At 71.3% G+C, this 21,752-nt stretch carries 16 protein-coding genes and 3 pseudogenes; 4 read left to right on the top strand and 15 right to left on the bottom strand.

Annotated features, from left to right (window positions below):
• Positions 1 to 115: 115 nt before the first annotated feature.
• Positions 116 to 496 (bottom strand): annotated as a pseudogene (locus ACWD4G_RS08655) (DUF2269 family protein); the annotation flags it as partial.
• 175 nt (positions 497 to 671) lie between these two features.
• Here ACWD4G_RS08655 and ACWD4G_RS08650 point away from each other — a divergent pair.
• Positions 672 to 1,370: an SMI1/KNR4 family protein gene (locus ACWD4G_RS08650; protein WP_451291547.1), complete on the top strand. Its 699-nt coding sequence runs from the start codon at positions 672 to 674 to the stop codon at positions 1,368 to 1,370.
• An 89-nt stretch (positions 1,371 to 1,459) separates the two neighbouring features.
• Here the strand turns inward: ACWD4G_RS08650 and ACWD4G_RS08645 are convergent.
• The 4 genes and pseudogenes from ACWD4G_RS08645 to ACWD4G_RS08630 form a co-directional block, all read right to left on the bottom strand.
• Positions 1,460 to 2,293, bottom strand: a pseudogene (locus ACWD4G_RS08645) (ABC transporter permease).
• Positions 2,290 to 2,601, bottom strand: a complete 312-nt coding sequence (locus ACWD4G_RS08640; RefSeq protein ID WP_451291545.1) for a hypothetical protein — start codon at positions 2,599 to 2,601, stop codon at positions 2,290 to 2,292. Before ACWD4G_RS08640 ends, ACWD4G_RS08645 begins: the two are co-directional and overlap by 4 nt.
• Positions 2,516 to 2,755, bottom strand: a complete 240-nt coding sequence (locus tag ACWD4G_RS08635) for a hypothetical protein (protein WP_451291704.1) — start codon at positions 2,753 to 2,755, stop codon at positions 2,516 to 2,518. The genes ACWD4G_RS08640 and ACWD4G_RS08635 overlap by 86 nt, the downstream gene beginning before the upstream one ends.
• Positions 2,741 to 2,973 (bottom strand): annotated as a pseudogene (locus ACWD4G_RS08630) (ATP-binding cassette domain-containing protein); the annotation flags it as partial. The pseudogene ACWD4G_RS08630 and the gene ACWD4G_RS08635, both read right to left, overlap by 15 nt.
• 415 nt (positions 2,974 to 3,388) lie before the next feature.
• Here ACWD4G_RS08630 and ACWD4G_RS08625 point away from each other — a divergent pair.
• Positions 3,389 to 5,011, top strand: a complete 1,623-nt coding sequence (locus ACWD4G_RS08625; RefSeq protein WP_451291543.1) for a S8 family peptidase — start codon at positions 3,389 to 3,391, stop codon at positions 5,009 to 5,011.
• A gap of 123 nt (positions 5,012 to 5,134) precedes the next feature.
• Here ACWD4G_RS08625 and ACWD4G_RS08620 read toward each other — a convergent pair whose 3' ends face one another.
• The 9 genes from ACWD4G_RS08620 to rsmI form a co-directional block, all read right to left on the bottom strand.
• Positions 5,135 to 7,162, bottom strand: a complete 2,028-nt coding sequence (locus tag ACWD4G_RS08620; RefSeq protein WP_451291541.1) for a sensor histidine kinase — start codon at positions 7,160 to 7,162, stop codon at positions 5,135 to 5,137.
• Positions 7,163 to 7,309: 147 nt separating this feature from the next.
• Positions 7,310 to 8,089, bottom strand: a complete 780-nt coding sequence (locus ACWD4G_RS08615) for an MHYT domain-containing protein (protein WP_451291539.1) — start codon at positions 8,087 to 8,089, stop codon at positions 7,310 to 7,312.
• Positions 8,090 to 8,312: 223 nt separating this feature from the next.
• The gene (locus tag ACWD4G_RS08610; protein WP_451291537.1) at positions 8,313 to 9,719 is read right to left on the bottom strand and encodes an acyltransferase family protein; all 1,407 of its coding nucleotides are present in this window, start codon (positions 9,717 to 9,719) and stop codon (positions 8,313 to 8,315) included.
• A gap of 95 nt (positions 9,720 to 9,814) precedes the next feature.
• Positions 9,815 to 10,741 carry a 4-(cytidine 5'-diphospho)-2-C-methyl-D-erythritol kinase gene (locus ACWD4G_RS08605; protein ID WP_451291535.1) on the bottom strand — a complete coding sequence of 309 codons (927 nt, stop codon included), beginning with the start codon at positions 10,739 to 10,741 and terminating at the stop codon, positions 9,815 to 9,817.
• Positions 10,742 to 10,771: 30 nt separating this feature from the next.
• Positions 10,772 to 11,662, bottom strand: coding sequence for a 16S rRNA (adenine(1518)-N(6)/adenine(1519)-N(6))-dimethyltransferase RsmA (gene rsmA, locus ACWD4G_RS08600; RefSeq protein ID WP_451291533.1), 891 nt, complete (start codon positions 11,660 to 11,662; stop codon positions 10,772 to 10,774).
• 298 nt (positions 11,663 to 11,960) lie between these two features.
• Positions 11,961 to 13,322, bottom strand: coding sequence for a ubiquitin-like domain-containing protein (locus ACWD4G_RS08595; protein ID WP_451291531.1), 1,362 nt, complete (start codon positions 13,320 to 13,322; stop codon positions 11,961 to 11,963).
• A gap of 156 nt (positions 13,323 to 13,478) precedes the next feature.
• Entirely contained in the window at positions 13,479 to 14,360 is an 882-nt protein-coding gene (locus tag ACWD4G_RS08590) for a TatD family hydrolase (protein ID WP_451291529.1), read from the bottom strand.
• Positions 14,361 to 14,453: 93 nt separating this feature from the next.
• Positions 14,454 to 14,876, bottom strand: a complete 423-nt coding sequence (locus tag ACWD4G_RS08585) for a hypothetical protein (RefSeq protein WP_451291527.1) — start codon at positions 14,874 to 14,876, stop codon at positions 14,454 to 14,456.
• A gap of 485 nt (positions 14,877 to 15,361) precedes the next feature.
• On the bottom strand, positions 15,362 to 16,210 hold the full coding sequence (gene rsmI / locus ACWD4G_RS08580) for a 16S rRNA (cytidine(1402)-2'-O)-methyltransferase (protein WP_451291525.1): 849 nt from the start codon (positions 16,208 to 16,210) through the stop codon (positions 15,362 to 15,364).
• Between the two features lie 221 nt (positions 16,211 to 16,431).
• On the opposite strand from rsmI, the gene ACWD4G_RS08575 reads away from it, so the two are divergent.
• Together ACWD4G_RS08575 and ACWD4G_RS08570 are read left to right on the top strand one after the other, a co-directional pair.
• Positions 16,432 to 18,168, top strand: a complete 1,737-nt coding sequence (locus tag ACWD4G_RS08575; protein WP_451291524.1) for a dolichyl-phosphate-mannose--protein mannosyltransferase — start codon at positions 16,432 to 16,434, stop codon at positions 18,166 to 18,168.
• Between the two features lie 226 nt (positions 18,169 to 18,394).
• Positions 18,395 to 20,029 (top strand): penicillin-binding transpeptidase domain-containing protein, encoded by a 1,635-nt coding sequence (locus ACWD4G_RS08570; protein WP_451291523.1) that lies wholly within the window; start codon positions 18,395 to 18,397, stop codon positions 20,027 to 20,029.
• 543 nt (positions 20,030 to 20,572) lie between these two features.
• Here ACWD4G_RS08570 and ACWD4G_RS08565 read toward each other — a convergent pair.
• Positions 20,573 to 21,718, bottom strand: a complete 1,146-nt coding sequence (locus ACWD4G_RS08565) for an RNA polymerase sigma factor (protein ID WP_451291702.1) — start codon at positions 21,716 to 21,718, stop codon at positions 20,573 to 20,575.
• Positions 21,719 to 21,752: the final 34 nt, after the last annotated feature.

Here is a 21,752-nt window from a genome sequence, read left to right as displayed (position 1 = left end):
CCGTTCCGCCTCGCGCAGGCGCCGGCCGCGCCGGGTGAGCCCCCCAGGGCTTGAGCACCGAGATCACGGTCATGAAGACGTACGCGGTGAGGGAGACGATCGGCCCCATCAGCACGTCCTCGCGGTCGGGAAGCGGTCCGCTCTGTGCTGCGGTGACGATCTCGCCCATGCCGGGCCGCAGCACGAACGTGGTGGCGGTGAGGGTGGCCAGGGTCAGCCAGAACTTGATGTACACCCAGCGGTGCCGGGCGAGCCCCCACGGGGTGCCGAGGGACAGCACCAGCCCGCTCACGAACGTCAGGAACCCGACCGGGAGCAGCAGCCAGTCGGCGAACAGCTTCATGGCCCGGACGGACGCCTCGGTGACGGCCGCCGACCCGGTGGTGGTGGCGGTGATCGCCAGCGCCAGCAGGCCGAGCGTGAGCCCCAGCCAGCAGGCGGAGGCGGTGACATGGACGACCAGGAGGGCCCGGCGTACGGGCCGGCTTGTCTTCATGTGTTCACCGTGCCGGTCGACGGCCGGGGGGCGCGTCTGACGGCGGGAGTATCCGCGTGTACTGGGGTGGGCGTACGGGGCGGGGCGGGGGACGGGGCCGGGTGTGGGCGGCGGTGGGGCGGTGCGGGGCGGTCGTCCGGGCCCGTTGTCAGTGGCGGGGCGTACGTTCTTGCACATGACCGAAGTCAGTGATCAGGTGTGGGCCGGCGTACGACAGCGGGTCGCGGCGCTGGGCGCGGCGCCGGGGAGCCATGAGGTGTTCGGGGCCCTCGGCCATGGGTGGGTGCTGGAGGAGCCGCTGACGGAGGGCGCGCTGGCCGAGCTGGAGACGCAGTTGGGGGTGCGCCTCCCGGAGGAGTACCGGACGTTTCTCACGGAGGTGGGAGCGGGCGGCGCCGGGCCCTCGTACGGGGTGTTCCCGGCCCGCCGGGTGGACGGCGCCTGGCGTTGGGAGGGCGACGGGGCCGACCTCACGGACCTGACCCTGCTCGCCGAGCCGTTCCCGGAGAAGGGGCCGGACCCGGAGGTGCTGGCCGCGTTGCTGGACGCGTGCCCCGAGGAGGAGGACTTCGGAGACGATCTGGATGCCTTCGACACCGCGTACGAGGCGTGGGACGGCCGTCTGGCCGAGGTGCTGTGGGCGCCCGAGCGCACCGCCGGGGCGATAGCCCTCTGCCACCTGGGCTGCGCCCAGCGCGAATGGCTGATCGTCAGCGGCCCCCACCGGGGCACGATCTGGTCCGACCCAAGGGTGGACGAGGCCGACCTGGAGCCCCCGCTGGACGCCGAAGGCGCTCCCGTGACCTACGCCGGGTGGTACCTGGAGTGGCTGACGAAGGCCGAGAGCGCCGTGCGGGGCCGGGGCAGGGAGTGAGGGGGGCTGAGGCGGCTGAGGGTGCCCTCCCGCCCCGGATCAGGCGCCTGAGCGCGCCCGCCCTCCTTCGGGGGCGACGGCGCAACCCTTCAGGCGTCCTTCCTGACGAGGCGGAACGCCGCCCCCGCGAGCGTCAGCGCCACCCAGCCCGCGAAGACCGCCAGGCCCGTGCCCGGGGAGAGGGCGTCCGAGGATTCCTGGAGGGCGTAGATGGCCGATCCGGCGTTGCTGGGGAACTAGGGGCTGAGGGAGTCGGGGAGGAGGGAGGCCAGGCCGGGGAGGATGAGCAGGATGCCCACCAGGACCGCGATGGCGCCGGCGGAGGAGCGGATCAGTACGCCCAGGGCCATGCCGAACACGGCCACCAGGCCGAGGTAGACGCCCGCTCCGGCGAGGCCGCGCAGTACGCCGTCGCCGCCGAGGGAGAGCGCGATCGACTCGCCGTCCAGGCCCGGGGCGCCCAACTGGAACGCGGCCAGCGCGCCCAGCGTGGTGAGGACCAGGGCGATCGGCCCGATCACCGCGGCCTTGGCCCACAGCACCGGCAGCCGGCGCGGGACCGCCGCGAGGGTGGAGCGGATCATGCCCGTGCTGTACTCGCCCGCCGACAGCAGGACGCCGAGCACACCGACGGCCAGCGAAGCGAAGGTCACGCCGGTCAGGGCGAGGCTCACCGCGTCGCTGTCACCGGTCCCGCCGCCGGGTGGGCCGCCGGTCGCGGCGGCGTCGGGGCTGTAGGTGTAGGCGGCGACCGCCCCGAAGAGGATCAGCAGGAAGACGGCCACACCGAGGGTGATCCAACTGGACCGCAGCGACCAGAACTTGGCCCACTCCGAGCGCAGGACGCGCAGGGCGGTGACCTTGTAGTCGGCGGTACGGGCAGGGGTGGTGGCCGTGGCAGGGGAGAGGCTGGTGACGGTCATCTCAGGCGGCCTTTCGTTCCGAGTCGGCGGTTCCGGCGGCGGCGCGGTCGGCGGTGTCGGCGGTGTCGGCCCGGTGCGCTCTGGTACTCGACGGCGTCCCGGGTGAGTTCCATGAACGCCGCCTCCAACGACACGGCCTGCGGGGTGAGTTCGTGCAGGGCGATCCCGTGCTGGGCGGCGATCGCCCCGATCTCGCGGGCGTCACGGCCGTTGACCAGCAGTTCATCGGCGGAGGAGGAGCTGATGGTGACATCGGGACCGGCCAGCAGCGAACGCAGCCTCGCGGTCTCGGCGGTGGCGACCTTCACACCGCATCACGGCCCGGCCCTCGTCGGCCAGCGCCCGCAGCAGATTGCGTACCCAGAGCACGCCTTCGGGGTCGAGGCCGTTGACCGGTTCGTCGAGCATGACGATCGCCGGGTCGCCGAGCAGGGCGGAGGCGATGCCGAGCCGCTGCCCCATGCCGAGCGAGAAGGCACCCACGCGCTTGCCCGCCACGCTGGTCAGTCCGGCCAGTTCGATGACCTCCTCGACCCGGCGGCCTCGTGCAACGGGGCGGTGTGCCGGGCGTAGGACTTGCCGTTGACCGTGACGGAGCCCTTGGTGGGGGCGTCCAGGCCGACGATCATGCGCATGGTCGTCGATTTGCCGGCGCCGTTGGGGCCCAGGAATCCGGTCACCTCACAGGGCTTGACGGTGAAGCTCAGCCGGTCGACGACCGTCTTGTCGCCGTACCGCTTGGTCAGCTCGCGTGCTTCGATCACAGGAGGGGGCCTTTCTCGCGTCGGGCTATGACTCGACCGCGAGGCCGGCTACGGATGCGTCGCGGTGTGTGCTTTCGAAGCCAGAAGCGCCGCGTGCCCCCGCTCTGGGCCCTGAGGGAATCTTCGGCACGCGAGTGGTACCGGGGTACCACTCGGGCCAAGGGGCCGAGCCCCGCACCCTCGCCCCCCAACTCCCCACCCCCGACCCGGACTTAGGGATTCCCCTCATTGACGTGACCACATCATCACCATCACTGTATGTGACCAGGACAACGCCACCCCCCACCTCGGCCAGTCCACGCAAGTCTTCACGAAAGGGGAACCACCCCCGATGTTCGTGCAGCACTCCCCCAGCCCCCACACCCCCGGGCGCCGCAGACGCGCCACGTTCGCCGCGCTGGTGTCGGCCGCCGCGCTGTTCACCGTCGGTGCCGCGACCGCCGCCCCCGCGGCCGCGGCACCGGCCGAGGGCACGATCCTCGGTGCGAGCGCCGAGAACGCCATCAAGAACAGCTACATCGTCACGCTGAAGGAGAGCCTGCCGTTCCGGGCGGCCTCCGCGAAGGGCAAGGCAGTCGCCACCCGCTACGGCGCCGAGGTGGAGCAGACGTACACCAAGGCCCTCAACGGCTACGCCACCGAGATGACGGAGGCGGAGGCCAAGCAGCTCGCCGCCGACCCGGCCGTCGCCTCGGTCGCCACCAACAAGACCCTCCGCATCAACGACACCCAGACCGGCGCCACCTGGGGCCTGGACCGTATCGACCAGGCCGATCTGCCGCTGGACTCGTCGTACACCTACCCGTCCAGCGCGGGCGCCGGCGTGACCGCGTACATCATCGACACCGGCGTACGCATCACCCACACCGACTTCGGCGGGCGGGCGTCCTACGGCTACGACGCCGTCGACGGCGACTCCACCGCCGACGACGGCAACGGCCACGGCACCCATGTCGCCGGTACCGTCGCGGGCACCACCTACGGTGTCGCCAAGGCCGCCGACATCGTCGCCGTACGCGTCCTCGACGACGATGGCTCGGGTACGACCGCCGGTGTGGTCGACGGTATCGACTGGGTGACGGAGAACGCCCAGTTCCCGGCCGTCGCCAACATGTCGCTCGGCGGCAGCGCGGACTCCACGCTCGACGCGGCCGTCAACAACTCCATCGCGGCCGGTGTCACCTACGCCGTCGCGGCCGGCAACGACAACGCCAACGCGTCCAGCTACTCCCCCGCCCGCGTGGCCAACGCGATCACCGTGGGCGCCTCCACCAGCGCCGACGCCCGGTCGTCGTTCTCCAACTACGGCTCCTCGCTGGACCTGTTCGCGCCGGGTTCGTCCATCACCTCCGCGTCGAACAGCTCCAACACGGCGACCGCCACGTACTCGGGTACGTCGATGGCGTCCCCGCACGTCGCGGGCGCGGCGGCCGTCTACCTCGGCGAGAACCCCAGCGCCTCGCCCTCGGCGGTCTCCACGGCCCTGACCTCGGCGGCCTCCGCGTCCACCCTCACCAGCGTCGGCACCGGCAGCCCCAACCTGCTGCTCCAGGTCACCCCGAGCGGTGACGGCGACGACGGCGGGGACGACGGCGGCGACACCGGCACCGCCTTCGAGTCCACCACCGACGTCTCCATCCCGGACGCCGGGTCGGCCGTCTACTCGCCGATCACCGTCAGCGGCCTCACCGGCAGCGCGCCCAGCGACCTGTCCGTGTACGTCAACATCGTCCACACCTACCGCGGTGACCTGGTCATCGACCTCGTCGCCCCGGACGGCTCCACCTACCGTCTGAAGAGCAGCAGCACCTCCGACTCCACCGACAACGTGGACGCCACCTACACCGTCGACGCCTCCAGCGAGACCACCGTCAACGGCACCTGGCAGCTCCAGGTCCAGGACGTCTACAGCGCGGACACCGGCTACATCAACAGCTGGAAGCTGACCTTCTAGCGCGTCGGCGTTGTTCAGGAACATCGCGTAAAAAAGCCGTGCGCCCCGGGGACACCACCACCCGAGGCGCACGGCCGTCTTGTGCGACCTCCGCGGCCGACCGCCTTGTGCGACCGTCGCGGTCTACTGCCGTCGCCGTTGCTGGATCAGGGCCGAGGCCGGGTCCAGGGGACGGCTCCCGGCTCCGCCGCCGGCGGTCACCGCCTGGTGGACCGGCATGTCGTCGCGGATGAGGTTCTCGGGGATGAGGACGGAGGCGGTGACACCACCGGTGGTCGACTCGCGCAGATCGACGCGCAGGCCCTGGCGTTCGACGAGGCGGTTGACGACGAACAGGCCGATCTGCTTGGCGTCGAGGAGGTCGACCCGCTCCGACTGGATCTTGCGGTTGGCCTCGGCCATCGCCTCCTCGTTCATGCCGAAGCCGCTGTCCTCGACCTCGATGAGGACACCGTCGCGCAGCCGGGCCGCGCGCAGCTGGACCTTGGTGGAGGGCGGGGAGAACGCGGCGGCGTTCTCGACGAGTTCGGCGAGGAGATGGATGACGTCGGCGACGGAACCGCCGTTGAGGGAGACCTTCGGTACGGCCCAGACCTGGACGCGGGTGGCGTCCTCGATCTCGGCGACGGCGGCCCGCAGGACGTCCGTCAGCGGGATCGGGTCGCGCCAGCCCCGGCCGGGCGCGATGCCGGAGAGGATGAGCAGCGACTCGGAGTGGCGGCGCATCCGGGTGGCGAGGTAGTCGACGCGGTAGAGGTCGTGCAGCTCGGCCGGGTCCCGCTGCCGGTGCTCCATGGCGGAGAGCAGGTCGAGCTGGCGGTGGAGCAGCACCTGGCTGCGGCGGGCGAGGCTGACGTACACCCCGGAGATACCGCTGAGGAGTTCGGCGCGCTCGGAGGCGGCCTTGAGCGCGGCCCGCTGGACGGCGGTCAGAGCCGTACCCACCTGGGCCAGCTCGTCCCCGGCGAGACGGCGCATGGGGGCCTCGGCGTCGATGTCGACACCCTGCCCGGCGTGCAGTTTGCGCATGGCCTGCGGGAGGCGGCGGCCGGCGACTTCGAGGGCGGAGTTGCGCAGATCGAGGAGTTCGACGATGAGGCCGCGCCCGACGCCCACGGAGACGAGCAGCGACAGCAGTACGCCGACGAGACCGAGGACGACCGCGATACCGGAGGCGCCGAGCGTGTCCCAGCCGAAGACGTCCGCCTTGGCCGCGGCCCCTGTACCGGCGTCCTCCTCGGCTTCGGCGAGGCCCCTGAGCACGGCGTCCGACGAGGAGTCCCAGCCCTGGAGCACGGCCGCCGACACGGGCCCGGACCCGGCGTCGGTCACCCGGTCCTCGACCTCGGCGAGCGTGGTGTAACCGTCGCTCGCCAGCAGGATGTCGTAGGCGGGCCGGTGCTCCGCCTTGAGGTCGGCGACGGCGGGCTTCAGCAGCTCGCGCTGGGTGGCGACGGCGCCGATGAACTGCGCGTACTGCTGCTTGGAGAGCGTCCCGGAGGCGGTGGCGGCGGCGAGGAGGGCCTGTTCGCGGGCCACGGCGTCACGGGCGCGGGAGAGTTCGAGGACGACGCGGGCCTCGGAGGTGGCGTCGGTGCCCTTCTCGCTGGTGAGCGCCCCGGTCACGGCGAAGGCGTGCTCGATGACCGTGGAGTACTTGTCGTACGCCGTGGAGACCGTGTCCTTCGCGTTCTCCGCGTCCTTCGTGCCCTTGTCGGTCGTCTGCGCACGGAGGGACGCCAGACCGCTGAAGTCGGCCTCCAGGGTCTGAAGCCGGTCGGGCAGCCCGGCGTCGATGAGCGCCGCGTCCGAGCTGGAGGAGTTCACGCCGTCGCGGAGGACGGAGACGGCCTTGTCGGTGGTCTTCTGCGCGGCTTCGAGATTGTCCAGGTCGACGGAGTCCCGCCCGGCGGCATACCGGGTGGCGGCGGTCCGCTCCCCCTGCAACGCGGTGACGAACTCGGCGACCGGCGCGAGCAGTTCGTTGTTGACGTCCTTGGCCCGCTCGGTGTCACCGATGCTCGCCACGGTCGTCACGGCGGCATAGCTCCACAGCGCCATCAACGACACGATGGGCAACATCAACAGGGCGACGATCTTCGCCCGCACGGATCTGGGCCGCAGCCGTTGCGTGATACGGGGGAGTTGCATTTGGGGACCTCTTCGAGGGGTCGGGCGACTTGAAGCTAAGGGGCGCCCCGTAAGGGGCGCGGGGCGGAGTCGATATGCGGCTCCGCCGCGTGTGCGCGACCAGCCCCCACGGGCCCGCAGACAACAACGGCACTCCGCGCGGAGCGCCTACGCAGTGGAAAGCTCGACCTCGCGAAGCAACTCATCCGCGAAAGAAGACTCCGCCCGCTTCCCGGTAGGCGAAAGCGCCACATACGCCGAGGTCAGAAAGAGGAACGACCCAAGCAGCACAGCGAGCGGAAACAGGAACTCCGTCGCAGTGGCCCCACCCAACTCCGCCGAACTGGGCGCGAGATCAATGCTCACGGCATACATCGCGGTGTAGTGCATGCTGCTCACGGCAAGCCCCATGACCAGCGCCGCGATAGCGGCGAGCACACCCCCGCGCACGACCAGCGTCAGCGCAAGCGCCGCGGTCGCCGCGACGACCGCGATCACCACGGAGGCGATGACCAGCTTGGGGTCGAAGTGGACGGTGCCGTGCAGATTGAGCGCCGTCATCCCGGTGTAGTGCATGGCCGCCACCCCGAGCCCGGTGCCGAGCCCGCCGAAGGCGACCGCCCGTACCCGGGAGCGGCCGTATCCGGCGGTGAACACCCCGGCGCTGACCACGGCGATCGCCATGACCAGGCTGAGCACGGTCATCGGCACGTCGTAGCGGATCGGGGTGCCCTCCACGCCGAAGCCCATCATGGCGACGAAGTGCATGGTCCAGATGCCGGACCCGATCGCGAACGACGCCAGCGTCAGCCAGTTCCGCTTCGAGGCGCCCTCGGCCTCAAGTGCCCTGACGGTGCAGCGGAGTCCGAGTGCCGAGCCGACGCAGGCCATGACGTAGGACAGGACGGGAGTGACCCATCCGGCGCTGAAGTGGTCCATATGTCCCATGGGAGGAACCCCTCTCGCCCGCCGCGCGGACGGCCCCGCGCGGACGGTAGTACCACCGGTAACGCAGTCACCGGGGATCGAGATCATGCCATTCGCGATCGACGGCCAGATCACTTGAAAAGGGATCACTCGGGGACATTAGTGAGAATTAAAATACTGTGGCGTGAGTTACAGACTCCGGAGCATGTCCCAGATCCACAGAATCCTCACATGACCTGCGCGTTTACAGTCCCAACGTTCCCTTGCGCCCGGCCCGTTCGACCATCAGCCACCCCATGAGCGTCATCGCCACGGCCACCGGCGCGGTCACATGAACGGCGATCAGCAGAGCCGTGCGCCCCTCCAACAACCCCCCGAATCCGACCATCGACAGCCCCAGCACCCCGAACAGACAGAGCGTGACACCGAGCGCGGCGGCGGGCCCCGAAAACCCTTCATGCGCCCGCGACTTGCCCTCTGACCTGCTGAGTTCCTTCGTGGCCGCCGGGCGTTCGAAGCCCTTGAAGGCGGCGACGAGTACGGCGGTGAGGAGGCCGGCGGCGACCAGCCGCAGCGGCAACTGGACCCACCAGGCGGCCGACGCGGGCGCCGGGAGCGTGATGTCGAGGGCGAGGAGGACGCCGTAGACGCCGAGCATGGCCGAAAGATGCCATAGGAACGCGGTCATCGAGATCCCGTTGGCCGCCACGACCGCCCGCCAGACCTTCGGCCGCTCCAGCCACCGCGAGACGGGCCCGCGCACCCACTCCACCGCGCCGACCAGCCACAGCCCGTGGCACAGCAGCGCGAAGGTCGGGGGCGCCATGTTCGAGATCTTCTCGCCGGGCATCCCCACCATCGACAGCGGATACGGCCCGTACGCCACCAGCAGCGCGGCCCCCGCGAGACCGGCCCCCGCGAGGAGGTACGGCCGGGTCAGGCGTCCGTCGGCACGCAGGAACCCGAGCTGGTGGACGGCGAGCCAGACGAAGGCGAAGTTGAGGAACTCGACGAAGGGCACATGGAAGGCGAAGCGCAGCAGATCGACGGTGGCCGCCGCCGCGACGAGCCCCGCGAAGGCCCCCCACCCGAACCGCTCGTGCAGCCTCAGCAGCGGCGGGGTGAAGGCGACCATCGCCAGATAGATCCCTATGAACCACAGCGGCTGGGCGACGAGTCGCAGCGCCACATCGAGCAGGCCGCCGCCCGCGCCGGTGAGTTGGAGAAGCAGCGCGGCGGCTCCCCACACCCCGATGAACACCATGGTGGGCCGCAGAAGCCGCTGGAGCCGGGCGCGGAGGAAGGCGGGGTAGAGGGAGACCGGGTGGCGGGAGGCCGCGCCTGTCTTCGTATCGGGGCCGGTCGTGGCCTTCCTGCTCAGGGAGCGGTACGACAGGGCGTGGGAGAAGCCGCCGACGAAGAAGAAGACCGGCATGATCTGCAGCGCCCAGGTGAGTATCTGGAGCCCGGGCTCCACGGCGAGGAGATTGCCCACCTCCACCTCACCGTCGCCGCCGGTCGTCACGGCCGCCATCAGCCAGTGGCCGAGGACGACCGTGCCGAGCGAGGCGACCCGCAGCAGGTCGACATACCGGTCACGGCTGGACGGTGTGGCGGCGGCGAGCCGGCTCGCACTCACGTTTGCGGTCATGGGAGTACGGTCGCGCCGACAGCCGGGTGGGCGTCAGCGCTCAGGTACTCAAGTGGGGGCTGAGTACCTGGGGTTCACCGCAGGAGTCGTACGGATCAGGTGGTGATCGTCGCGCCGGTTGGAGTGGTGATCGTCGCGCCGGGCGCGGGGGAGGTGGCGACGCGGGCGGTGCGGCAGGTGCCGGAGGCGATGAGCGCGGCGGCGATCGCGGTGGCGGCCTCCGCGTCCCTGGCGAGGTACGCCGTGGTGGGCCCCGACCCGGAGACCAGCGCGGCGAGGGCGCCGGCCGCGCGACCGGCGGCGAGGGTGTCGGCGAGCCGGGGGAAAAGGGAGAGGGCGGCGGGCTGGAGCCCGTTGGAGTCGGGGAGGAAGGCGGCGAGGGCATCCACATCCCCCTTGGCGAGCGCGTCGAGGAGCACCTGGGAGGCGACGGGCTCGGGGACGCGGTGCCCCTCGTTGAGCCGGTCGAACTCGCGGTAGACGGCCGGGGTGGAGAGCCCTCCGTCCGCGATCGCGAACACCCAGTGGAAGTCCCCGCCCACATCGAGGGGCCGCAGCCGCTCCCCCCGCCCGGTCCCGAGCGCGGCTCCACCCACCAGGCTGAACGGCACATCGCTGCCCAACTCGGCGCAGATGTCGAGGAGTTCATGGCGCGAGGCGTCCGTACCCCAGAGCGCGTCACAGGCGAGAAGCGCACCGGCGGCGTCCGCGCTCCCGCCCGCCATACCGCCTGCCACCGGGATGTCCTTGCCGATGTGAAGGTGCGCATGCGGTGCGATGCCGCGGCGTTCGGCGAGGGCGAGGGCGGCGCGGGCGGCGAGGTTGGTGCGGTCCAGGGGGACCTGGTCGGCGCCCGGTCCCTCGCAGGTGACGCGCAGTTCGTCGGCCGGGGTGGCGGTCACCTCGTCGTAGAGCCCGACGGCGAGGAAGACATTGGCCAGGTCATGGAACCCGTCGGGCCGGGCACCCCCGACCGCGAGCTGGACATTGACCTTGGCGGGGACGCGAACCGTCACGCTCACGGCTGGCTGGACTCCTCGTTCGTGGACGTTTTAGTGCTGGGCGGTGTGGTTGTCGCCGGTGTTCTTGTTCTCGGCGATGGCGGCGAACTCCTCGACGGTGAGGGACTCGCCCCGGGCCTGTGGGGAGACGCCGGCGGCGACGAGGGCGGTCTCGGCCGCGGCGGCGGAACCGGCCCAGCCGGCGAGGGCCGCGCGCAACGTCTTGCGCCGCTGGGCGAAGGCCGCGTCGACCACGGCGAACACCTCGGCCTTGGTCGCCGTCGTCTTCAGCGGCTCGGTACGGCGGACGAGCGAGACGAGGCCGCTGTCCACGTTCGGCGCGGGCCAGAAGACGTTCCGCCCGATCGCCCCGGCCCGCTTGACCTCGGCGTACCAGTTGGCCTTCACCGAGGGCACGCCGTACACCTTCGAGCCGGGCCCGGCGGCGAGGCGGTCGGCGACCTCCGCCTGGACCATGACGAGGGTGCGCTCGATGCTCGGGAAGGTGTCGAGCATATGGAGGAGGACGGGGACGGCGACGTTGTAGGGGAGGTTCGCGACGAGGGCGGTCGGGGCGGGGCCCGGGAGTTCCTTGATGTGCATCGCGTCGGAGTGCACGAGGGCGAACCGGTCGGCCCGGTCGGGCATGCGGGCGGCGATGGTGGCGGGGAGGGCGCCGGCGAGTACGTCGTCGATCTCGACGGCGGTGACCCGGTCGGCGACCTCCAGCAGGGCGAGCGTGAGGGAACCGAGCCCCGGGCCGACCTCGACGACCACGTCGTCCGGCCGCACGTCGGCGGTCCGTACGATCCGGCGGACCGTGTTCGCGTCGATCACGAAGTTCTGACCGCGCTGCTTGGTGGGCCGCACGCCGAGGGCGCCCGCGAGTTCGCGGACGTCGGCGGGACCGAGGAGGGCGTCGGGGGTGGGGCTGGTGCTCACGGGCACAAGGTTACGGGGCCGGGGGAGCGCCGGGCGCCGGGCCGGGGGGAGCTCGGGTGGGTGGGGTGCGTTGCGGGGTGCGGGTAGGTGGGGGCTGGTCGCGCCCACGCGGCGGAGCCGCATGTCGATACAGCCCCGCGCCCCTGAAAAAGCGGCCTGCGGCCAGCTTTTTCATCACCGCGCACGCCCGGTTTTCAGGGCCGCAGGCCCTGATCTTTTAGGGGCGCGGGGAACTGCGCGAGCAACCACGACGGCGCCGCACATACGCACCCAACGCAACCCACCACCCACCCCCCTCTCACCCCCTCAACCGCGCCCCGCAATGCGGCCAAGGACTCGCCCCCCGCCGCACATACAGCTTCTTCGCCCGCAAGGTCTGTTCCTCCCCGGACGCGTCCTGGGGCCGCCCGCTCCCCCCGAGGCTCTGCCACGTCCGGGTGTCGAACTGGTACAGCCCCCCATACGTCCCGGAGGGATCGACGGCGTCGGGTCGGCCCCCCGACTCGCACGCCGCCAACGCCGACCAGTTCAACCCCTCGGCACCCCGCACGGACATCGGCCTCGGCTTGGTCCCGACCAGAACCACCTGTTCCCGCGGCTCCCGTACGACCTCCGTCCGCACCCGCCTCGGCCGCTCCTTGACCCCGTTGACCGTGCGGAAGGCGTACGTGACCCGTCGCGCCCCCGGCCGCCCGGCCTGCTCCACGACCTCGGTGCCCTTGAACAGCGACGCGTCCTCGACCCTCCGCACCAGGAACGGGATCGGCTCCTCGCGCACCTCCCGCGACCCGGTGATCCGGAGCACGGTCACGGTCTGCCCGTCGCGCGGGAAGCCGGCCTGGTCGACGGAGGTGGTGTCCTGCCCGCGCAGCGTGACCCCGGCCTGTTCCACGGCCTCCCGCACGGTCGCCGCGTTCGTACGGATGGTCCGCGTCCGCCCGTCCGCCATGATCGTGACGGTCCGCTCGGTACGGACGTCCAGCTCCAGCCCCTCCCGCCCGATCCGCCGCGAGCGCGAGGTCGAGACGTACGCGCCCTCCGCGCGCACCCCGATCTGCCGCAGCGCCCCGTCGACGGTACGGGCGGTCGTCCAGACCCGGCGGGGTTGCCCGTCGAGGGTGAGGGCGACGGGCCGCCCGTAGTGGACGGCCACCTCGTCGCCGCTGCTGAGCGCGGTACCGGGGCCGGGGGCGACGACGTCGTGGGCGCCGAGGGCGACCCCTTCGTCGGCGAGGAGTTCGGTGACGTCGTCGGCGAAGGTGTGCAGGGTGCGTGGCCGGCCGTCGACGGTCAGCTCGATCGCCTTGTCCTTCGCCACGAACGCCGAGGTGCCGCCCGCGAGGAACGCCACGACGAGGGCCTGCGGCACCAGCCGCCGCAGGGTGGTGGGCCGCTCGGCCCCCCGCCGCCGCGCCCGCCCGCCCCGAGCCGCCCGCCGTGCCACGGCCCGCCCACCGCCGCCCTGCGGCGCCGACGGAATCTCGTAAGCGGGCCTGTAGGTATCCGCGCAGTCCCCGTAATCCTCGTAGTCCCCTTGCTCCTCGTAACCCGAGAAGTCCGCGCGCTCCCCGTACTCGGCGTAATCCGCGTACTCCCCGTAGCCCCCCTGAGGCGAGGTCTCGTACGACGAGGGTTGCGACGACGACTGCACACTGCTCACGACGACACGCTCCAGAGGGAATCCGGGGTCCGGGTCGGGCGACGCGAACCTAGCGGACTGCGGTCACCCTCCAAAGCAACGTGGTCACACAGTGTCGCGACACGGGCCGCTGATCATCTTTCTGGGTCCCTCGAACGGCCTATGCGGCGTGATCGGTCAGTAATCGAACGCCCTGGCCGTGTTCGCGGCGATCGCCGTCGCCAGCGCGTCCTCGTCGATACCGCGGACCTCGGCCATCGCACGGACCGTGACCGGAATGAGATACGGGGCGTTGGGCCGTCCGCGGTACGGCGCGGGGGTGAGGAACGGCGCGTCGGTCTCGACGAGGACGAGGTCGAGCGGGGCGACGGCGAGGGCGTCGCGGAGCGGCTGGGCGTTCTTGAAGGTCATGTTCCCGGCGAAGGACATGAAGTAGCCGTGCTCGGCGCAGACGGCGGCCATGTCGGCGTCGCCGGAGTAGCAGTGGAAGACGGTCCGCTCGGGGGCGCCCTCCTCCTTCAGGACGCGCAGGACGTCGGCGTGGGCGTCGCGGTCGTGGATGACCAGCGTCTTGCCGTGCCGCTTGGCGATCTCGATGTGCGCGCGGAACGACCGCTCCTGCGCCGCCTTGCCCTCGGGCCCGGTGCGGAAGTAGTCGAGACCCGTCTCACCGACGCCCTTGACCTGCGGCAACGCGGCAAGCCTGTCGATCTCGGCGAGCGCTTCGTCGAGCGCCGCGTCGCCCCCGGCCGCCCGCTCGCCCTGCCGGGACCAGCCGTCGGGGTCGCCGTGGACGATGCGCGGGGCCTCGTTCGGGTGCAGCGCGACGGTGGCGTGCACGGCCTCGTACGCGGCGGCCGTCTCGGCGGCCCAGCGCGATCCCTTGATGTCGCAGCCGACCTGCACGACGGTCGTCACCCCCACCGAGGCGGCCTTGGCAAGGGCCTCGTCGACGGTGCCGGACTGCATGTCCAGATGGGTGTGCGAATCCGCGACGGCGACCCGCAGGGGTTCGGGGAGAGGCGGCGCGGAGTTCTTGTCGTCGTTCTTTGAAGGCATGCCCCGATCCTATGAATCGAACGAATCGAACGAATCGCAGGATCGGGGCATGCCCTCGTCACCCGGCGGGGGGAGCCTCCGGGGGGCCGGCGGTCAGCTCGCCTTGCGGTGGAACGGGTGCAGCAGATCCGACAGGTGCCAGTTCCAGTGGTGCTGCCCCTGCGGGTCGGCCTCCTTGGGCTCGGCCGCGTCCGGGGCCACGGCGGTGGCCTCGCGGGGCTTCGGCACGTGGTGGTGCCGCTCGGCGTCCTTCACCGACGAGACCTGGCCGGCGCGCATGATCCGCACGACATGACCGTCGCAGTTCTGGCAGGTGGGCCTCGACAGCGGGGACGGCACGACCTGGCCGTCGGCCACGTACATCACGAAGTCGCGGCCCTGGGCGTCATTGTGGTGCTCTATCTCGAACGACTGCTCCCAGCCATGCCCGCAGCGCATGCAGGCGAACGAATACGACTCGTGAACGACAGCGGTTGCGGTGTCCCGCAGTACGGCCCGCTCTGCGATCTCGGTCATGCCAGCTCCTCTTGTCCGCTGGACGGTTGAGGCCCCAAACGCCCTCGTCACCCAGTGGACGCCCGGGCCGCCCCCCACCGCACCCCACCTGCCTACCTTTGAACCCGATTTGGCCTCCCTTTGTGGGAACCGCTCCGCTGGGAGGGCTGGGCTTTGCGTGGCTTTACCAGGGGATGGGGTATGGCCCGCCCAATCGCTCGGGGGGAGAGGCTGTTTGGCGACTGCGGGTGGGTGGGGGCTGATCGCGCCCACGCGGCGGAGCCGCATATCGATACAGCCCCGCGCCCCTAAAAGATCAGGGCCTGCGGCCCTGAAAACCGGGTGTGCAGCCCTGAGAACGATGCCTGCGGGATGATGAAAAGGCCGGGGCGCAGCCCCGTCTTTTCAGGGGCGCGGGGCTGTGACATATGCGGCTCCGCCGCGTGGGCGCGACCAGCCACAACGAACCCGCACCCAACAACACACCCCACCCCGACGGCGCCCCCCTACACAGAACCCCGCTTCGCGGCCACAACCGCGTCAAACACCTCCCGCTTCGGCACCCCCGCCTCCACCGCAACCGCCGCGATCGCCTCCTTGCGCCGCTCCCCCGCCTCCTCCCGCACCCGAACCCGCCGCACCAACTCCTCGGCGTCCACCTCCCCGGGCCCCTTCTCCGGCGCCCCCTCCACCACCACGGTGATCTCCCCGCGCACCCCACCAGCGGCCCACTCGGCCAACTCCCCCAGCGGCCCCCGCTTGACCTCCTCGTACGTCTTGGTCAACTCCCGGCACACGGCGGCCCGCCGCTCGGCGCCGAACACCTCGGCCATCGCGGCGAGCGTCGCGTCCAGCCGGTGCGGGGCCTCGAAATACACCAGCGTCCGGCGCTCCTCCGCGACCTCCCGCAGCCGCCCCAGCCGCTCCCCGGCCTTCCTCGGCAGGAACCCCTCGAAGCAGAACCGGTCCACGGGCAGACCGGAGAGAGCGAGGGCGGTGAGCACGGCGGAGGGACCGGGCACGGCGGTCACCCGTACCCCCTGCTCCACGGCCGCCGCGACCAGCCGGTACCCGGGGTCGGACACGGACGGCATCCCGGCGTCCGTGACCAACAACACCCGCGCGCCCCCCACGAGCGCCTCCACCAGCTCCGGCGTACGCCCCGCCTCGTTGCCCTCGAAGTACGACACGACCCGCCCACCCGGCTGCACACCGAGCGCCTGCGCGAGCCGCCGAAGCCGCCGGGTGTCCTCGGCGGCGACCACATCGGCCCCGCTCAACTCCTCGGCGAGCCGAGGCGGCGCATCCGCGACATCACCGATGGGGGTACCTGCCAAAACAAGGGTTCCAGTCACATGGCTCATCCTCCCAGCCACCGCCACGTTCAAGGGGCGCGGGGCTGTGTTGAATGTGCGGCTGCCGCCGCGTGGGCGCGACAAGCCACAACGCACCCGCAGCCGCCAAAGCACCAGACACCCCCACCCCCATAGGCGCCCCACGCGGCACCCCATGCGGCCCCCCATCCCACATTCCCAACCCACGGGACTCCCACAGCCGTGTTCCCTACGATGGCGCGGTGACCAGTACCGCGCCCTCCACGGACACCCGGCAGAGCCAGGGCACCGACTCGCGGCCGTCGTGGCAGCAGCGGCTGCGCCGTTTCGGCTACACGGCGCCGCCGAGCAGCGACGTCCGCGACCGTCTGGTGCCCCCGTACACCCGCCCCGGCCCGGGCGTCTGGGCCGCGCTGGGTATCGGTCAGGGCCTCGCCGTACGGATCACCCGCTGGTCGGCGTGGGGCGGCCCGCTGCTGGTGACGCTGGTCGCGGGCGTGATGCGGTTCTGGAACCTGAGCAGCCCGAAGGCGGTGATATTCGACGAGACGTACTACGCCAAGGACGCGTGGGCGCTGGTCCACCGCGGCTTCGAGGTCAACTGGGCCAAGAACGCCAACGAGCTGATCCTCCAGAACAACGGCGACGTCCCGATCCCGACGGACGCGGCGTACGTCGTTCATCCGCCGGTCGGCAAGTACGTCATCGGTCTGGGCGAGCTGATGTTCGGGTTCAACCCGTTCGGCTGGCGCTTCATGACGGCCCTGCTGGGCACCCTGTCCGTCCTGATGCTCTGCCGCATCGGCCGCCGTATCTTCCGCTCGACGTTCCTGGGCTGCCTCGCGGGCACGCTGATGGCGGTGGACGGCCTGCACTTCGTGATGAGCCGTACGGCGCTGCTCGACCAGGTGCTGATGTTCTTCGTACTGGCGGCCTTCGGCTGTCTGGTCATCGACCGGGACAAGGCGCGACAACGCCTGGCCGCCGCCCTGCCACCGGACGCCGACGGAGTCGTACGCCCCAACGCCCTGGTCGCCGAGACGACGAGGCTCGGCCTGCGCCCGTACCGCTGGCTGGCCGGTCTCTGCCTGGGCCTGGCGTTCGGCACCAAGTGGAACGCGCTGTACTTCCTCGTCTTCTTCGGCATCATGACGGTGCTCTGGGACTACGCGGCCCGCAAGGTCGCCGGTGCCCGTCAGCCGCTGATCGCGACCCTCCAGCGGGACCTGGGCCTCGCGTTCCTGTCCACGGTCCCGGTCGTGATCGTCACATATCTGGTCTCCTGGACGGGCTGGATTCTCTCCCCGGACGACGGCACCGGCGGCTACTACCGCGACTGGGCGGCTACCTCGGGCAAGGGCGGCTGGTTCAGCTGGCTGCCGGACTGGCTGCGCAGCCTGTGGCACTACGAGCACGCGGTCTACCAGTTCCACATCGGGCTGCACTCGCCGCACAAGTACCAGTCGAACCCGTGGAGCTGGATCGTCGACGGCCGCCCGGTCTCGTACTTCTACGAGGAGCAGACGCCCGGCAGGAGCGGCTGCCCGGCCGACGCCGTCGAGAAGTGCGGCCGTGAGGTCCTCGCCATCGGCACCCCGCTGCTGTGGTGGGCGGCGTGCTTCGCCGTCCTCTACGTCCTGTGGCGCTGGTTCTTCCGCCGCGACTGGCGCGCGGGCGCGATCGTCTGCGCCGTCGCCGCCGGCTACCTCCCCTGGTTCATGTACCAGGAACGCACGATCTTCTACTTCTACGCCGTCGTCTTCCTGCCCTACCTCTGCCTGGCCGTGGCCATGATGATCGGCGCCGTCCTCGGCCCACCCCGCGCCTCCGAACACCGCCGCGTCGCCGGAGCCGCCGGCGCCGGCGTCCTCGTCCTCCTCATCCTCTGGAACTTCATCTACTTCTGGCCGATCCTCACGGGCCAGTCCATCCCCATCGACGACTGGCGCTCCCGGATGTGGCTGGACACATGGGTCTGACGCCCTGAATCCGGCCCCTCTTCCCTCCCGTAATCCCTCCCGCCTTCCCTCCCGCAGCCGCTCCCCGTCCCGCTCCCCCAAGGGCTAACAATCAGGGAACACACGCCCCGTGAGTCACAGGCGGCGCATACAGTGGGCCCAGGCAAGCGGTTTCTGAACGCGTTCAAAGTGCGCGGGAGCCGGTCGCGGAGGCGCCACAAGTGCCGCAAACGGGGAGGAAGTACGTATGCGCAAGGGGGCCAAGGTCGCCATAGTCGGCGGGGTCTTCATGGTGATGGTGGGGGGTGCCGGGTACGGGGCGTACAACTTCGTGACCGCGCTGGGCGGCGACGGTACGTCGGGCGCGCAGCGGACCGGGCCGCCGAGTGCGGAGGAGGTCTCGGAGACCACCGAGAAGTTCTTCGCCGCCTGGGAGGAGGGCGACGCGGCCACGGCGTCGTCGTACACCAACGACGCGGCGGGCGCCGGGAAGCTGTTCGGCCAGTTCGTCGGCGCCGCGCGGATCGGCGAGGTGAGGATCGAGCCCGGCAAGCCGACCGGTGCCGGGGGCCGGACCGTTCCGTTCTCCGTCTCGGCGACGGTGTCGTACGAGGGGAAGAGCGAGGAGCTGGCGTACAAGAGCCGGTTGACCGTCGTGCGCGGGGAGACCACCGGGCGGGCGCTGGTCGACTGGCAGCCGTCCGTCGTCCATCCCGAACTGCAGGACGGCGACGAGCTGTACACCGGTGAGGCGGCGGCACCGCCGATCGAGGCCGTGGACCGCGACGGCACCGTGCTGACCAAGGAGAAGTACCCCTCCCTCGGGCCGATCCTCGACACCCTGCGCGAGCGCTACGGCGACAAGGCGGGCGGCAGCCCCGGTATCGAACTGGCCGTACGGCACACCGCCACCGGCGCCGCCGACACGCCTCTCCTCACGCTCGCCGAGGGCAAGGCGGGCGAGTTGAAGACCACGATCAGCGCGAAGGCGCAGGCGGCCGCCGAGAAGGCCGTCGCGCAGTACGCCGAGTCGTCCGTCGTCGCCGTCAAGACGAGTACCGGTGAGGTGCTGGCCGTGGCCAACCACCGGAAGGACGCCTTCAACGCGGCGTTCGAGGGGCAGGTGCCGCCCGGCTCCACCATGAAGATCATCACCGCCGCCACCCTCATCGACAACGGTGTGGCCACCATGAACGGGCCCGCGCCCTGCCCCGACAGCGCGATCTGGAAGAGCCAGACCTTCAAGAACCTGCCGGGCATGGAGCCCGACGAGTCGCCGAGTGCCACGCTCGCCCAGGCGTTCCTGCGGTCCTGCAACACGGCCTTCATCAAGCTGATCGACGAGGGCCCGATGAACGACGGGTCCCTCACCGCCGAGGCCCAGGAGCGCTTCGGGCTCGGCAAGGACAACTGGAAGACGGGCATCACCTCCTCCGACGGCAGCGTGCCGGCGTCCGCCGGGCCCGACCGGGCCGCCAACGCCATCGGGCAGGGGCAGGTCACCATGAATCCGCTCAACATGGCGTCGGTGACGGCGACCGCGATCACCGGGGAGTTCCGGCAGCCGTATCTCGTCTCGCCCGAGCTGGACGGGCGGAAGCTGGCCACCGCGCGGGGGTTGAAGCCGGGGACCGCGTCGCAGCTGAAGCAGATGATGAGGCTGACCGCGAGTCAGGGTACGGCGAAGGATGTGATGGCTCCGCTGGGCGGGGACATCGGGGCGAAGACGGGGTCGGCCGAGGTCGATGGGCAGGATGTGGCGGACAGTTGGTTCACCGGGTTCCGGGGGGATGTCGCCGCGGCGGCGATGGCGGAGGCCGGGGGTCGCGGCGGCGAGGCCGCCGGGCCGATTGTGGTGTCTGTACTCGGGGCGACGGGGTGAGGTGAGCGGGGTGGGTTGAGCGGGGGTGCCCAATGGCTCGGGGGTGCGGGTGGTTTGGCGGGTGCGGGTGGGTGGGGGCTGGTCGCGCAGTTCCCCGCGCCCCTGAAAAACCGGCCTGCGGCCAGCTTTTTCATCACCCCCGCAGGCACCCGTCCTCAGAGCCACAGGTGCCCGGTCTCTCAGGACCGCAGGCCCGTCCTCACCGCCGCCCAACTGGTTTTCAGTGCCGCAGGCCCGATCCCCCACAGCCGCGCACCTGGTTTTCACGACCGCAGGCCCGTCCTCACAGCCGCGCGCCCGGATTCCAGGGCCGCAGGCCCGTCCCCACCGCCGCGCAATCGGATTCCAGGGCCGATGCCCGCCCCCACAGCCGCGCAATCGGATTCCAGGGCCGCAGGCCCGTCCTCACGGACGCGTGCCCGGGTTTCAGGGCCGCAGGCCCTGGTCTTTTAGGGGCGCGGGGAACTGCGCGATCAGCCCCCACCCGCCCGCGCATACTCACCCACCCCGACCACCCACCCCCTCACTCGCCCAATCTCCTGCTCACTCGCCCAATCTCCTGTTGAGGCGGGCCGCCTGGCGGGTCAGGTGGTTGTGTTCGGGGAGGTTGGGGGCCTTTTGGGCGGCCTCCTTGTAGAGGCGGGCCGCCTGCGGCAGGTCGCCGGCCCGTTCGTGGAGGTGGGCCGCCACCGCCACGTAGCGGGGCAGGGACGGGTCCAGTTCCGCCAGCGCCGCCAGGCCCGCCCGGGGGCCGTCCGCCTCGCCGACGGCCACCGCGCGGTTGAGGCGGGCGACCGGGCTGCCGGTCAGGCGGACCAGCTCGTCGTACCACTCCACGATCTGCACCCAGTCCGTCTCCCCGGCGGTCGGCGCATCCGCGTGGAGCGCCGCGATCGCGGCCTGCGTCTGGAACTCGCCCAGCCGATCGCGGGCGAGGGCAGCCTGGAGGATGTCGATGCCCTCGGCGATCAGCTTCGTGTCCCACCGGCTCCGATCCTGCTCGGCCAGCGGTACGAGCCCGCCGTCGGCCCCGGTCCGGGCCGCACGCCGCGCATGGTGCAGCAGCATCAGGGCGAGCAGCCCCGCCACCTCGGGGTGGTCGATCGCGGCGGACAGCTGCCGGGTGAGCCGGATGGCCTCGGCGGCCAGGTCGACATCACCGGAGTAGCCCTCGTTGAAGACCAGGTAGAGGACGCGCAGGACGGTGGCGACATCGCCGGGGCGGTCCAGGCGTACGCCGGAGACCGTGCGCTTGGCCCGGCTGATGCGCTGCGCCATCGTCGCCTCGGGCACCAGATAGGCCTGGGCGATCTGCCGGGTGGTGAGCCCGCCGACGGCCCGCAGCGTCAGCGCGACCGCCGAGGACGGTGTCAGCGAGGGGTGGGCGCAGAGGAAGTAGAGCTGGAGGGTGTCGTCCGCCGAGGGCGCGGGGCCGGGGCCGGGCTCCTCCTCCACGAGGTCCTCGCGGCGGCGCCGGGCGGCATCGGCCCGGGCCTGGTCGAGGAACTTCCGCCACGCCACGGTGACCAGCCACCCCTTCGCATCGCGCGGCGGATCGGCCGGCCAGACGCGAACCGCCTCGACCAGCGCCTCCTGTACGGCGTCCTCGGCCGCCGCGAAGTCTGCTCCGCGGCGGACGAGAACGGCGAGGACACCCGGCGTGAGGCTCCTGAGCAGGGCCTCGTCCATCTCGGACACGATCTCGCCCCTCTCAGGCGCGTCG

It is taken from the genome of Streptomyces sp. NPDC002643, from assembly GCF_053592555.1.
This window is presented reverse-complemented; position numbering and strand designations above follow the sequence as displayed.

Excerpts from the sequence above, each read along its gene's own strand:
- ACWD4G_RS08570 (WP_451291523.1), top strand. The coding sequence starts at position 18,395 with ATGCGCAAGGGGGCCAAGGTCGCCATAGTCGGCGGGGTCTTCATGGTG.
- ACWD4G_RS08590 (WP_451291529.1), bottom strand. The coding sequence starts at position 14,360 with ATGCCTTCAAAGAACGACGACAAGAACTCCGCGCCGCCTCTCCCCGAA.
- ACWD4G_RS08585 (WP_451291527.1), bottom strand. The coding sequence starts at position 14,876 with ATGACCGAGATCGCAGAGCGGGCCGTACTGCGGGACACCGCAACCGCT.
- ACWD4G_RS08620 (WP_451291541.1), bottom strand. The coding sequence starts at position 7,162 with ATGCAACTCCCCCGTATCACGCAACGGCTGCGGCCCAGATCCGTGCGG.
- ACWD4G_RS08625 (WP_451291543.1), top strand. The coding sequence starts at position 3,389 with ATGTTCGTGCAGCACTCCCCCAGCCCCCACACCCCCGGGCGCCGCAGA.
- ACWD4G_RS08615 (WP_451291539.1), bottom strand. The coding sequence starts at position 8,089 with ATGGGACATATGGACCACTTCAGCGCCGGATGGGTCACTCCCGTCCTG.
- ACWD4G_RS08610 (WP_451291537.1), bottom strand. The coding sequence starts at position 9,719 with ATGACCGCAAACGTGAGTGCGAGCCGGCTCGCCGCCGCCACACCGTCC.
- ACWD4G_RS08635 (WP_451291704.1), bottom strand. The coding sequence starts at position 2,755 with ATGGGGCAGCGGCTCGGCATCGCCTCCGCCCTGCTCGGCGACCCGGCG.
- ACWD4G_RS08565 (WP_451291702.1), bottom strand. The coding sequence starts at position 21,718 with ATGGACGAGGCCCTGCTCAGGAGCCTCACGCCGGGTGTCCTCGCCGTT.
- ACWD4G_RS08650 (WP_451291547.1), top strand. The coding sequence starts at position 672 with ATGACCGAAGTCAGTGATCAGGTGTGGGCCGGCGTACGACAGCGGGTC.